This window comes from Brachybacterium sp. GCM10030252 (assembly GCF_042666535.1).
Lineage (GTDB): Bacteria > Actinomycetota > Actinomycetes > Actinomycetales > Dermabacteraceae > Brachybacterium.
The window spans coordinates 1-12,545 of the sequence record NZ_JBHTDM010000032.1 but is presented as its reverse complement, the minus strand read 5'-3'; the positions used below and the strand labels follow the sequence as shown (position 1 = coordinate 12,545).

Annotated in this window: 10 protein-coding genes; 4 read left to right on the top strand and 6 right to left on the bottom strand. The window is 71.4% G+C overall.

The features are described 5' to 3' along the window. Positions 1-4 precede the first annotated feature (4 nt). A complete protein-coding gene (locus tag ACFQRJ_RS14160) occupies positions 5-1,834 on the top strand; it encodes an ABC transporter ATP-binding protein (RefSeq protein WP_377019834.1) in 1,830 nt (609 codons plus the stop codon). After that, positions 1,831-2,958 carry a glycosyltransferase gene (locus ACFQRJ_RS14155; protein ID WP_377019833.1) on the top strand — a complete coding sequence of 376 codons (1,128 nt, stop codon included), beginning with the start codon at positions 1,831-1,833 and terminating at the stop codon, positions 2,956-2,958. Before ACFQRJ_RS14160 ends, ACFQRJ_RS14155 begins: the two co-directional genes overlap by 4 nt. Positions 2,959-2,973: 15 nt before the next feature. Here the strand turns inward: ACFQRJ_RS14155 and ACFQRJ_RS14150 are convergent, their stop codons facing one another. From ACFQRJ_RS14150 to ACFQRJ_RS14140, 3 genes are read right to left on the bottom strand one after another with little or no spacing between them, the layout of a single operon-like run. Next, positions 2,974-4,092, bottom strand: coding sequence for a glycosyltransferase (locus tag ACFQRJ_RS14150; protein WP_377019832.1), 1,119 nt, complete (start codon positions 4,090-4,092; stop codon positions 2,974-2,976). Further along, on the bottom strand, positions 4,089-5,198 hold the full coding sequence (locus ACFQRJ_RS14145; RefSeq protein WP_377019831.1) for a glycosyltransferase family 4 protein: 1,110 nt from the start codon (positions 5,196-5,198) through the stop codon (positions 4,089-4,091). Before ACFQRJ_RS14145 ends, ACFQRJ_RS14150 begins: the two co-directional genes overlap by 4 nt. After that, positions 5,198-6,577: a glycosyltransferase gene (locus ACFQRJ_RS14140; RefSeq protein WP_377019830.1), complete on the bottom strand. Its 1,380-nt coding sequence runs from the start codon at positions 6,575-6,577 to the stop codon at positions 5,198-5,200. The genes ACFQRJ_RS14145 and ACFQRJ_RS14140 overlap by 1 nt, the downstream gene beginning before the upstream one ends. Before the next feature lie 168 nt (positions 6,578-6,745). Between ACFQRJ_RS14140 and wecB the strand changes: the two genes are divergently transcribed. Together wecB and ACFQRJ_RS14130 are read left to right on the top strand one after the other, a co-directional pair. Beyond that, positions 6,746-7,810 carry a non-hydrolyzing UDP-N-acetylglucosamine 2-epimerase gene (gene wecB, locus ACFQRJ_RS14135; protein ID WP_377019829.1) on the top strand — a complete coding sequence of 355 codons (1,065 nt, stop codon included), beginning with the start codon at positions 6,746-6,748 and terminating at the stop codon, positions 7,808-7,810. Further along, positions 7,810-9,003, top strand: coding sequence for a glycosyltransferase (locus ACFQRJ_RS14130; RefSeq protein WP_377019828.1), 1,194 nt, complete (start codon positions 7,810-7,812; stop codon positions 9,001-9,003). The genes wecB and ACFQRJ_RS14130 overlap by 1 nt, the downstream gene beginning before the upstream one ends. 3 nt (positions 9,004-9,006) lie before the next feature. Here ACFQRJ_RS14130 and ACFQRJ_RS14125 read toward each other — a convergent pair whose 3' ends face one another. From ACFQRJ_RS14125 to ACFQRJ_RS14115, 3 genes are read right to left on the bottom strand one after another with little or no spacing between them, the layout of a single operon-like run. After that, entirely contained in the window at positions 9,007-10,089 is a 1,083-nt protein-coding gene (locus tag ACFQRJ_RS14125; RefSeq protein WP_377019826.1) for an acyltransferase, read from the bottom strand. Beyond that, complete coding sequence (locus ACFQRJ_RS14120) at positions 10,076-12,016, bottom strand: DUF6541 family protein (protein ID WP_377019825.1); 1,941 nt, start codon at positions 12,014-12,016, stop codon at positions 10,076-10,078. Before ACFQRJ_RS14120 ends, ACFQRJ_RS14125 begins: the two co-directional genes overlap by 14 nt. Beyond that, positions 12,013-12,438, bottom strand: a complete 426-nt coding sequence (locus tag ACFQRJ_RS14115; protein WP_377019824.1) for a DUF2304 domain-containing protein — start codon at positions 12,436-12,438, stop codon at positions 12,013-12,015. Before ACFQRJ_RS14115 ends, ACFQRJ_RS14120 begins: the two co-directional genes overlap by 4 nt. Between the last annotated feature and the right edge of the window lie 107 nt (positions 12,439-12,545).

Below are 12,545 nucleotides of genomic sequence, written 5' to 3'. Positions count from 1 at the left end.
CCAGGTGAAGCAGACCATCAGGATCGTCCGACGCACCCTGTCGGTGCTGCCGCCGGACTCACGGCGATTCCTGGTGACCTTCGGCGTGGTCATGAGCGTCCTGGCCCTGCTGGACGTGGTGGCGCTGGGAGCGATCGCCGTCGTCATCCCCGGTCTGATGGAACCGGGCACCGCCGTCACGGTCCCCGTGCTGGGATGGCAGCTGCGCACATTCGAGGAGATGCTGGTCCTCGTCGCGGCGTTCGTCGGCCTGATCATCATCAAGAGCTTCCTGAACCTGCTGACGATCCGGATCGCCACCCAGCGTTTCGCGCAGCATGAGGTCGCGATCGGCCAGACCCTCTTCCGCTCCTACATGTCAGCCTCCTGGGTGGACCGCGCCTCCAAGTCGACGCAGGAGATCATCCGCATGGTCGACTCCGGCGTGGCGGCCGTGGTCGCAAACGTGCTGATGCCGTCGATGACCGTCGTCGCGGAGTTCGCCACGATCACGGTCATCAGCATCGGCCTGATCGTCCTGGACTGGCAGATCGCGCTGGCGACCTTCGTGTATCTGGGGTTCATCGCGCTGATCCTCTCCCGCGTGATCACCCCGAAGGCCGTCGCCAATGGCGCGAGCAACCGCGACAACTCCATCCGTGTGGTCCGCCTGCTGGGAGAGGTCCTCGCCGCCCTGAAGGAGCTGACGCTGAAGGGCAACGAGGGCGAGGTGGCCGACATCGTCGCCGAGCGTCGCGCCACGGCCTCCCGCACCCGGGCCTTCGCCCAGTACTACAACCAGATGCCCCGGTTCGTGCTGGACGCCGGCATGGTCGGCGGGTTCGCCGTCATCGGCGGGGTCGGGTACCTCTCCGGGGGACCCACTGGGGCGATGACCTCGGTGGCGGTCTTCGCCGTGGCCGGATTCCGTCTCGTGCCGTCACTGACCCGATTCCAGTCCACGCAGAACCGCATCCTGACCAATGCGGCCTTCGCCGACTACATCATCGACGACATCGAGTTCGCTCGTGAGGCGGTCGCGCGCAAGGAGCAGCCGGACTCGGGCACCCTGGAACGGGGGCTGCATGACATCGTGCTGGAGGACGTGAGCTTCACCTATCCCGGCCGTGAGGAGCCCGCGGTGCACAACGTCTCGCTGCGGATCCCCGCCGGCTCGTCGGTGGCCTTCGTCGGCAGCTCCGGCGCCGGCAAGTCCACGCTGGTCGACCTGTTGCTCGGACTTCTCACACCCAGCAGCGGCCGGATCCTCGTCGACGACGTCGACATCACCACGGTGCTGCGCCAGTGGCGCTCCTCCGTGGGATACGTCCCGCAGGAGGTCTCTCTGTTCGATGTGTCCGTGGGCGAGAACGTCGCACTGACGTGGAATCCGGAGGAGGTCGACGAGGACCGGGTGCGCACGGCGCTGCGCCGGGCGCAGATGCTTGAGGTGATCGAGGATCGCCCGGACGGGATCGAGGGCAGGCTGGGGGAGCGTGGCATGACGCTCTCGGGAGGGCAGCGACAGCGCATGGGCATTGCCCGCGGCCTGTACACGGAGCCGTCCGTCCTGGTCATGGACGAGGCCACCAGTGCCCTGGACACCAAGACCGAGGCCGCGGTCACCGATGCGATCCGCGGTCTGGGCGACGAGGTCACCACCATCACCATCGCGCATCGCCTGGCGACCATCCAGCACTCCGACATCGTGTTCTACATGTCCGAGGGCACGGTCGCCGCGGCCGGCTCCTTCGACGAGGTCGTCGCCGCCGTGCCCGCCTTCGCCGAGCAGGCCGCGCTCGCCGGCCTGACCCGCTCCGCGGATGCCCCGATCGATCAGGAGCAGGAACGATGACCTCAGTGCTGATCCTGTCGTTCTCCGAGCTCGTGCGGGACCCGCGGGTCCAGCGCCAGATCGGACTGCTCGCCCGTCGTTACGAGGTCACGACCGTCGGATTCGGGCCCACGCCGCACCCCGACGTGACCCACCGTGAGCTGCCCGCGAGCACCCGTGCCTGGCCCAGCAACAAGCGATATCTGCTCTCGAGGCGGTACCGGCACGTGTACTGGGACATGAGCGCGGTGCGGGCCGCACGGCAGCGACTGGCGGACCTCGCCGGCGCCGTCGACGTCGTCCTCGCCAACGACGTCAACACCCTCCCGCTGGCCCTCTGGCTCGCCCCGCGCCGGGGGATCCACGCCGACCTGCACGAGTACGCGCCGCGCGAGAAGGAGCATGTCCGCTCCTGGCGCTGGTTCGTCGCGCCCTATCAGCGGTGGATCTGCCGTACCTGTCTGCCGCGGGTCGATGCGATCACGACCGTGTCCCCGGGGCTGGCCGGTGAGTACGCGATCCGATTCGGCGTCGACGTCGAGGTCGTGACCAATGCCGCAGCTTACGAGCAGCGCTCTCCGCGGCCCACCGGCGAGACGATACGGCTGCTGCACACCGGGGTGGCCCGAGCCAACCGTCGCCTGGAATCGATGATCGACGCCATGCGCGGTGCTCCCGAGAACTTGACGCTGGACCTCATGCTGGTGCCGAGCGAACCGGGGTACATCGAGACGCTCAGGGATCGAGCGGCGGACCTGCCGTCGGTGTCCTTCCGCGATCCGGTGCCGTACACGGACCTGGTGGAGGCCGTGGCGGGGTACGACCTCTCGATCGTGGTCTTCCCGGACAGCACCTTCAACCTCCAGCACAGCCTGCCCAACAAGCTGTTCGAAGCCGTCCAGGCCAGGACCGGCGTCCTCGTGGGGCCGTCACCCGACATGGCCGCTCTCGTGCGGGAGCACGGGATCGGTCGCGTCCTCGACGGGGCTGACGCCGATTCCCTGCGCGCAGCGCTGTCGACGACCACCAAGGAGGATGTCGATCGCTTCAAGCAGGCCGCGAACGCGTCGGCGCGTGAGCTCTCGGCCGAGCGGCAGATCGAGGGCTGGCAGAGCTCCATCGCCCGGATCGCCGGGGACGCCTGAGACCCTCGGCTCCGGTCAGCCGCGGATAAGCCCCACCAGGCGCGGAAGGTGCCGGACGGCCAGGGACGCGGCCATGAACCGCACCGGAGCCTCGCGGTCCAGGGCGTGTCGCCACCGCCGGGGCAGCAGCGTCGCCGGGCGGCCATGGCGTCGACGCGCCTTCGCCGCACGCACCAGGTCCTCGGCCGGGATGGTGGGGTCCAGACAGGCGTCGACCACGTCGCGGTCGGCTCGGGACAGCGGCCCCAGGCACCCCGGGCACTCGACGATCACACCGGCCGTGATCTCCGCGAGATCCGTGCGCTCGGCCTCGGTCCAGATCGAGACGTCGCTGCGATAGAAGACCGCCCCGAAGACGTGGATGCGCAGGAGCTTGACGCCGATCGCCCGTCGAGCGCCCCGCGGCAGCGCCCGGAACCAGCCCGCGGTCAGCACGTCGGGGAAGAAGCCGAGCTGCTCGCGGATCGGACGGACCACGTAGGTGACCCGGTCGCCGGCATCCTCGCCGATCACATAGGGCGGGCCGAAGCGGTCGTAGGCCGTGGGGCGTGTCGCCATGAGCTGCGTGACCATCCCGACGTCACCGCCGACTCCGGCCCCTTCGACGAGCCACGCGCCGGTCGCGGCCAGCATCTCGCGGCGCATCAGTCCCAGTGGTGCGGAGCGGTAGCTCAGCCGGTCGGCCACGAGGTCGACGAGACCGGCACGATGCATGCGGACGGCCGGCGTGGGGACGCCGGATCCGGCGGTGCCCAGGGCGAGACGGGTGACCACGAAGTCCGCGCCGGTGCGTTCCTGGACCGTGAGCCAGGAGGCGACCGCGCCGGGCGCCAGCATGTCGTCGGAGCCCATGATCGCCACGAACGGCGTGGTCGCGGCGCGCATTCCGGCATTGAACGGGCCCGAGGCGGATCGATGCCGGTCCCTGTGCTCGAGGAACGTGACTCGCGCACGATGGGCGGGGTCGATCGCCGAGGCGATATCGCCGGCGTCACGGTTGTGGCACACCACGGTGACGTGGGCGTGATCGGCATTGCCCTCCAGGATCGAGGCCACTGCTCGGCCGACGGGACGTTCCGGCGTGTGACAGGCGATCACGACGGTGACCGGCTTCTCCGCCCCGGTGCCGCTCATCGGCGGCTTCCCGGTCGGCCGGGCAGCAGCTCGTACTGTGCGGCGTAGCCGTGCCCGACGGCCGCGGCGGAGAACCGGTCCCCGATCGTGCCCGCGATCTCGTCGGCGGTGAGGTCGCGGGTGCGCTCGTCGACCTCGAGGATCGCCGTCGCATAGGCGGCGACGTGCTGTGCGGGGACCAGGGCGCCGACTGACGGCTCGACGTACTCGCCCTGGCCGCCCGTCGCCCCGAGCACCACCGGACGTCCGGCGACGATCGCCTCCGCGGCGGAGACGAAGAAGTTGTCCGCACGGGTGGGGCCGAAGAACAGGTCGGCGCGGCCGAGGGCCTCGCGGACCCCCGTGCCGTTGACCGTGCCGGGCAGCGCGAGCTGCCCGGTGACACCGAGCTCCTCGGCGCGGCGCAGGGTGTCCTCTCGCAGCGGCCCGTCACCGAGCCATTCCAGATGGGCATCCACGCCGCGCTCTCGCAGGTCGGCGAGCACCTCGACCGCCAGCAGGGGGTCCTTGCGGGGGATCAGTCCGCCCGTCGAGACCATGCGCAGGGCGCCGTCGGATCGATCGCGGCGCGGCACGAGGGGTCCCGGCTCGACGATGCACGGCACGACGGCGGTCGGGCGGTCGGCGCGGACGGCCCGAATCGGGCGGGCAAGGAACTCGCACACGGCGGTGACCCGGTCCGGCCGCGCCAGCAGACGACTCAGCAGCGGCAATCCGGCGCGGGCCGGCGCGGGGAGCGTCGACGGAGTGGTCAGCGCGGACCAGTGCTCGGTGTGGATCCACGGCACCCGCGGCCGTCGCAGCGTCATCGGCAGCAACGCGGAGAACGCCATCGAATGGACCACATCAGTGCCCTCGAGCGCCACGGCGAGCACGCGGGCCGCGGCCAGGATCTGGTCCGGCCGACGCGGGTCCATCGGCACCCGCAGCACATCGATGCCCTCGTGGACGAGCCTCCTCGTGCCGTCGTCGTCGGCCGGCGGCACCAGGTGGATCAGGCGCACGTCGTGGTGCCGGGCGATGGCGAGGGTGTCGCGGACGACGAACGAGCCGCGCGAGGGGGACGTCCCGGTCGGGAACCAGGTGGTGACGACCGTGATGCGCATCAGCTGAGCCTCCCGGTCTCGCTCATCACGCGGCGGTACAGCGCGAGCATGCTCTCCGTCTCCCGTTCCCAGGTCAGGTCGTCGGCCACCTGGCGGGCACGCTCTCGGTAGGTGTCCGGATCGTCCAGGATCGCCCGCAGCGCCTCGGCGAGATCCTGCGGACTGGAGCCCTGGAAGACCTCGCCGACGCCGAGCTCCTCGACCACACGTCGCATGTCCGGCAGGTCGGCGGCGGCGATGGGCAGTCCGGCGCGGATCGATTCGAAGAGCTTGTTGGGGAGGGCGAACCGGTAGGAGAGGCAGATGGGGCGCACGTGGACGACGGCGACGTCGCCGTCGGCCAGGGAGCGCGAGACGGCGTCGGGCTCGACGGCTCCCACAAGATGGACGCGCTCGGCGACGCCGTGGTGCGCGGCCTCGGCACGGACCTGCTCGAGCGCGGCCTGCTCCCCGTACCCCAGGAGCACGAAGTGGACATCGGCCGGCAGATGGGGGAGCGCGGCGATGGTCTCCTCGATGCCGCGGGCGGTGGTGATGCGCCCCCCGTATGCGATGACCCGGTCCTCGGCGCCGAGCCCGGCGCGAGCGCGGAGCACTCCGCTGGCGGGGTCCGGCAGGTCGTCGGCGACCGGGACGTTCCGCACCAGCGCCGGTCGCCGCGGCAGACGGTAGGTGCGCTCGAGCCAGTCCGCGATGGAGGGCGAGACGGTGATGACCCCGTCGACCCGGCGGATGCCGACCGCTTCGATGAGGGCCTCGACATGAGGGGCCAGGAGACGGCCAGGGCGGACGTTGCGGTGACGCCACAGCTCGTGCGAGTCGTAGACGATCCCGATGCGGCCGCGGCTCGCGGCACGGATCGCCAGTGCGGGGACCAGCGTGTTGGCGTCGTTGGCGTGGATCACGTCCGGTCGCACGCGCAGCCCTGCCTGTGTGACGTTCTTCCAGTACGTGCCCAGGGCGACGGTGCGGTAGGCGCGTTCGCCGAGCCCGCGCAGGGCACGCAAGGCGTGGGACCTGATACCGGCCAGCGCGGCCCGCGGCTGTGTCGGCGGCGCCAGGGGGGCCGGGGGCGGAGGCGCAGAGACCCGGGAGGCGGGCTCGAGGTCCTGGCTGATCAGCCCGCGCCACACCGGCGCCAGCGCCGGCACGATCCGCTCGAAGGCGAACTCCGGGACACGTTCCAGCGTCAGGCGCTCGCCGAGGCGGCTGACGGCCGCGGGCCGGTCCAGCTCGCGGCGTTCGACCGCGAGGATCCGGACGTCATAGCCCTCGTCACGCAACGACGCGGACTCCTTGAGCACCCGGGAATCGTTGGCGGCGTCGTTGTAGACGAGCACAGCGACACGAGGCTCCGGCGTGCCCTGGCCTGACGTCATGCATCTTCCGTTCCCGAGCGGGGCACGCGCGCGGCGCGCTGTCCCTCGATGGTGTCGTGGTGTGCCGCACGGCCTCGGCCGTTGGCTATGGTGGGGCACGCTTACTGTACCTGCGACCCGGGCCGCGTCGCCTGTGACCTGCCGGGGCCGAGAGGAAGAGATCCGTCCATGAAGATCCTGTCCGTCGTGGGCGCGCGCCCGCAGTTCGTCAAGCTCGCCGCGATCGCCGATGCAGCCGCGCAGCGGGACGACGTCGAGCACGTCATCGTCCACACCGGGCAGCACTACGACGCCGCCATGAGCGACGTGTTCTTCGCGGATCTGCGGATCCCCGCCCCGGACGTGAACCTCTCCGTCGGCTCCGGGTCGCACGGGCGTCAGACCGGTGCGATGCTGGCCGGCATGGACGAGGTGCTCGAGGAGCACCAGCCGGACTGGACCCTGGTCTACGGAGACACCAACTCCACCCTCGCCGGCACCCTCTCCGCCGTGAAGATGCACCTGAAGGTCGCCCATCTGGAGGCCGGGCTGCGCTCGTTCAACCGCCGCATGCCCGAGGAGCACAACCGCGTGGTCACCGACCACGCGGCGGATCTGCTGCTGGCTCCCACCGAGGTCGCGCGCGGCCACCTCGCCGCCGAGGGACTCGCCGAGCGCACGCTGGTGACCGGCGATGTGATGACCGACGTGTGCCTGCGGGTCGCGGCCGCCGTCGAGGGCACTCCGCTGGCCCTGCCCGAGGGCATCGACCCCGCCGGAGAGTTCGCCGTGGCCACGATCCACCGCGCCGACAACACCGACGACCCTGAGCGGCTGCGGGCGATCATCGAGGCCCTGCAGGCTCTCGAGATCCCCCTGGCGCTGTTCGCCCATCCGCGTCTGATGGCGAAGGCGAAGGAGGCCGGCATCGAGCTGGCCGGTGGCGCCGTCCGCGTCGGCGAGCCCGTCGCCTACCCGGACCTGGTGGGCGCGGTGCATGCCGCGAGCGCCGTGGTCACCGACTCCGGTGGTCTGCAGAAGGAGGCGTACCTGCTGGGGACCCCGTGCTCGACGGTGCGCACCGAGACCGAGTGGGTCGAGACGCTGGAGAACGGCTGGAACCAGCTGGTCTCGGACCCGGCCGAGCTGACCGCCGCGGTGGCACGGCCTCGGCCCACCGCCGAGCGCCCCGCCCACTACGGCGACGGCAGGGCGGCCGAACGGAGCGTCGACGCCCTCCGGGAGCGCGCCTGATGGCGAGGTCGCGCACCGCACGACGCCCCGGGCCGAACCGCCCCGCGCACGTGGTCGTCGCCACCCGCGTCTACACCCCTGAACCCGTGGCCGCCGCCTTCCGCCAGGAGGCGCTGGTCATCGCCCTGGAGCGGGCCGGCGCGGAGGTCACCGTGCTGACCACCTCCGCGCCCGGGGCGGGTGGGGTCCGGTCCCGGGCCCGCCGCGTCTCCCGCTGGCCCGTCAAGCGTGATCACCAGGGCCAGGTCCGCGGGTACGTCTCCTATCTCAGCTTCGATCTGCCGCTCGCGCTGCGACTGCTCCTCCAGCGCCCGATGGACGCCCTGGTGCTCGAGCCGCCGCCGACGACCGGGATGGTGGGGATGGTCGCCGCCATGATCCGCCGGGTGCCGTACACCTTCTACGCGGCCGACGTCTGGTCCGACGCGACCGAGAGCGTCGAAGGTGTGCCGACCTTCGTGCGCTCCGTGGTGCGCTGGGCGGAGAAGACCGTGTGGAAGCGTGCCTCGCGCGTGCTGACCATCTCCCCGGGTGTGCAGCATCGGGTCCGGGAACTGATCGGGCCACGGCCCAGCATCGTCATGGTGGGCAACGGGATCGACACCGAGACCTTCACACCCGAGGGCTCGGATGCCGGCGAGGCCGGACCGTACTTCGTCTACGCCGGGACCGTCTCCGAGTGGCAGGGCGCCGCTGTGTTCATCGACGCCTTCGCCCGAGTCCGCCAGCAGCATCCGCAGGCGCGGCTGCTGTTCTTCTCCGAGGGGTCCGGGCGCGACGAGCTCGAGGCCCGGGTGGCCGAGGAGGGCATCGCGGGCATCGAGTTCCGCGACAAGATCCCGCCGGCCCAGGTCGCCGCGCATCTGCGGGGCGCGGTCGCCGGGCTGTCCTCGATCACCCCGGGGCAGGGCTACGAGTTCGCCCTGCCCACCAAGATCTATGCCGCCACCGCGACCGGGACCCCCGTGATCCACGCCGGGGAGGGCGCCGCCCACGACCGGATCCGTGACAACTCCCTGGGCTGGGCCTGCGACTACGACGCCGCCCAGGTCGCCGAGGCGATGCGGGCGGCGCTGGAGGGCGAAGGCGCTCCGGAGCGGGAGCACCTGCGCCGGTGGACGCTCGAGAACGCCTCCCTGGCCGGCTGCGCCACGAAGGGCGCCGAACAGGTCCTGGCGGAGATCCGGCGCTGAGCGTCAGAGGATCGCGCGCAGCCCCGGGACCTTCTTGCCCAGCAGCGAGACTGCGAAGGCGAGGACGGTGACCACGACGATCAGGGCGAGCACCGTCAGCAGCGAGCCCTCGGGGAAGCCCAGCTCGCGCAGCGGCACGAGGATCGCGAAGTGCACGAGGAACACGCCGAAGGTGGCGTCACCGATCGTCCGCAGGAGGTTCTCGGCGCGCGCCGAGACCGTCCACGCACCTCCCAGGCTCAGCAGGGCGATCACCAGGGCGAGCGAGAGCAGCATCACCGTCGGCGCCACATAGGTCGGCAGCAGGAACTGCCCTGGCGGGGTGTCGGTGACGCGGGAGAGATACGCCCACACGGTCGCCACGGTCAGCACCGGCGTGGCCACGAGCAGCAGGAGCAGCGCCCGGCTGCGGCTGACCGGCAGGGCCCACGCTGCCCGTCCCAGGATGTAGTAGCCCAGGAACGGCAGGAAATAGGTCAGGGTGCCCATCTGCAGCGGGACCACCGCTTCGCCGAGCAGCCCTTGGCTGAGCGGTGGGACGGCCATCACCACCAGCGCCCACCCTGTGGCGACGCCGCCGGTGATCCAGGCCCGTCGCGGACTGTCGCCGATGTAGACGGCGATCACCGGAGTGACGACGGTCAGTCCCAGGATCAGCGGCAGGAAGTACAGATGCGGGTACGAGGAGGCTGTCAGCAGGTCCAGGATCTCCTGGCGCCAGTCCAGCGGCTCGTCCGTGAACAGGGTCCCCATGATCAGGGCATAGAAGGCGGTCCACACCACTGTCGCCGGCAGCAGTCGGCGCAGTCTCCGGCCGAGGAACCGGCCGGAGCCGTGGCGCATGGCCGCCGGCGCCAGGTTCAGGGCGCCGGAGATCATGATGAAGGCGGGCACCGTCGTGGCCAGCAGCGCTCGGACCACGTGGATCGCCACCCGCCCCTCACCGTCGAGGTGATCGGCGATCACGTGCACGCAGATCACGCCGATCACCGCGACGATCCGGATCACGTCCAGCAGCGGCGAATACCGGCGGGCGGCACCTGTGACCGGCGGGGCGGTGGCTGTGGGCGGGTCAGGCCGGGTCATAGCTGCCGTCCCCGGGGTCGCAGTCGATCTCGATCATGGTCGAGTGCTCGGTCGTGAACAGCACGGCGCCGAGGTCCATCCCCGCATAGTTGACCGAGTCGGAGGTCTTGTGCCGGTTGTAGGGCAGGCGCTCCTGATAGACGTACGTGATGCCGTTCTCCTCGAGCAGCCGGCAGTCGGCCGGGTCCGTGGCGGCGTTCTCCGTCGCGTAGATGAGATCCCGGTCCAGGTCCGTGTATGCCATGCCGGCCACGGGCAGGCGGACGTCCTGGCCGAACATGGCGTACAGGTGGGCGGCGCCGGAGAACGGACTGGCCAGCACCGTGCCGTCCTGGTCCATCTCCGGGACATGCTGCTCGAACAGGGCGCGCTCGTCGGGCTGCAGGAAGCGGCCGCGGCCGGGATAGTCCGCGGCCAGGTTCTTGGCGGCGTTGTCGCTGCGGGCCGGGATCGAGGCGAGTGCTGCGATGACCGCGGCGACGATCAGCACGAGGGCCACGGGCCGGGACGCCCCGGGCTGCCGGCGTCGATCGGCGGAGGGAGCCAGCAGGCGCGCCCATGCCTGCAGCCCCGGGACCACCAGGACGGCCGAGAGCATGGCCAGCGGCATGGAGATGCGGTCCTGGCCGCGGTAGTACAGCGCAGAGAGGTTCAGCGGGGAATCCAGTGCCGCGTCGAGATAGATCACCGCGACGACGATCCAGGCGACGGCGAGCCAGCGGTGCGGCCGGGAGCGCAGTGAGACGACCAGGCCGGGCCACCACAGCACCGCGAGCGCGGCGCCCAGGGCCATCGGCCACACGGTCAGCAGACCCAGCAGGATCTCGCCCAGCGCCCTCCACCACACCACCGCGAGGCCGCCGTTGAATCCGGTCACGTGCGAGCCCAGCGGGGTGTAGGAGAGCAGCACCACCGGCAGCAGGGCGAGCACGGGCACGGCGATCAGTGCCGGACGGGCTCTCCACGAGGGCAGGCCGGTCACGGTGGTCAGCACCGCGAGCAGGATCAGCGCCGTGACCGCGACATTGGGGTGCATGATCCCCAGTCCGGCGCCCGCGAGGCCGACGGCGAGGAGCGAGGCCAGTACGGGGCGGAGGGCAGGGCGTTCCAGCAGCGCACCCCACAGCGCGGCAGCGGCCGCCAGCGCTCCCGGCAGGGCGGCGAATCCCGCGAGGTTCGGGATGGGGGAGAGGTGGATCCACAGGTCCAGCGGGGTGGCCGGGATCAGCGCCGCCGCCATCGCCGCGGCGAACGGGGCCCACGGTGTGCTCGGGAACAGGGAGCGAGCGAGCAGCGCGATGCCCAAGATCCAGGGAGCAACCGCGAGCGCGAGCACGGTGGCGTTCAGCAGCGTGGGGGTTCCCACGCCGGGCACCAGGGCGGCGAGGGCGTGGAAGGCCGCCGGGTAGAACGTCGGATCGCCGGTCGTGTTCGAGACCGCGCCGACGTGGAGGCTGGAGGCATCGCCCGTCTCGCGGATCCGCTGCAGGGCCGAGAGATGGTAGAGCGTGTCCCACCGCTCGAGGATCGCGTCGGGCCGTCCCGCCTGGCGCGCGATCGGCACCACCGCGACGGCGACGGCGCCGGTCAGCCAGGCGGCCCCGCCGGGCACCGCGCGGCGGGGGGACAGCCGGCCGTCCAGGACCGTCGCTGGCAACCGGACATCGAGCCGGCGCAGGCCGTAGGCCGCGGCGGCGAGGACGAGGGCGCCGAGCAGGAAGGGCAGCAGTGACCAGCGCAGCCCGACCAGGGACGCGGCGACGGCGCTGACGCCGGCGATCGCGGCGGCCAGGGCAGGCGCGAGGGCGAGGGCGATCAGGCGGGAGCCGTCGAGCATCCGGACGGCGGCGTACCCCGGCAGGTACGCCGCCGCCAGGACGACGAGGATCGCAGCGATGAGGGCGAGCACGGACAGCAGACCGGTCACCCCTCGGGCCGGTGCAGGGCTCTCTCGCGGTACTCCGCCGCCGGCTCGGCCTCGTCGATCGCGAGGCGCCGGGCGAGGTAGGTGGTGCGCTTCTCCGCCGCCTTGGTGCGGGCCTCCTGGAGGGCGAGGAAGCCGAGCAGGACGACGACGGTCGCATAGAGCAGCAGATCCGCCCCGCGGCCGACCCCCACCAGATTCGCAGCCCGGCTCAGCATGCCCGGGAACAGGACGGTGAGCACCGCGAAGATCGCGAAGGCGATGATCAGCAGGCGCCGCACCGCGAGCTGTTTCGCGCCGCGCTTCATGAACAGCCAGGCGACGATCACCACGATGCCCAGCACCAGCAGGAGCTGGATGATGAAGGTGCGGCTGCCGACCCCGAGCGAGGGGCCGAGGGCGAGGATCAGCTCATGCTCACCCATCGGGTCAGGAGTCCTGGTCCTGCTGGTGGGTGGAGGCGGAGCCGTCGCCGAGGACGAGGCGGGGGGTGCCGGCCCAGTTCTCGGCCGTGGTGATGTTGCGTCCGTCG

Excerpts from the sequence above, each read along its gene's own strand:
- ACFQRJ_RS14155 (WP_377019833.1), top strand. The coding sequence starts at position 1,831 with ATGACCTCAGTGCTGATCCTGTCGTTCTCCGAGCTCGTGCGGGACCCG.
- ACFQRJ_RS14115 (WP_377019824.1), bottom strand. The coding sequence starts at position 12,438 with ATGGGTGAGCATGAGCTGATCCTCGCCCTCGGCCCCTCGCTCGGGGTC.
- wecB (WP_377019829.1), top strand. The coding sequence starts at position 6,746 with ATGAAGATCCTGTCCGTCGTGGGCGCGCGCCCGCAGTTCGTCAAGCTC.
- ACFQRJ_RS14130 (WP_377019828.1), top strand. The coding sequence starts at position 7,810 with ATGGCGAGGTCGCGCACCGCACGACGCCCCGGGCCGAACCGCCCCGCG.
- ACFQRJ_RS14140 (WP_377019830.1), bottom strand. The coding sequence starts at position 6,577 with ATGACGTCAGGCCAGGGCACGCCGGAGCCTCGTGTCGCTGTGCTCGTC.
- ACFQRJ_RS14145 (WP_377019831.1), bottom strand. The coding sequence starts at position 5,198 with ATGCGCATCACGGTCGTCACCACCTGGTTCCCGACCGGGACGTCCCCC.
- ACFQRJ_RS14150 (WP_377019832.1), bottom strand. The coding sequence starts at position 4,092 with ATGAGCGGCACCGGGGCGGAGAAGCCGGTCACCGTCGTGATCGCCTGT.
- ACFQRJ_RS14125 (WP_377019826.1), bottom strand. The coding sequence starts at position 10,089 with ATGACCCGGCCTGACCCGCCCACAGCCACCGCCCCGCCGGTCACAGGT.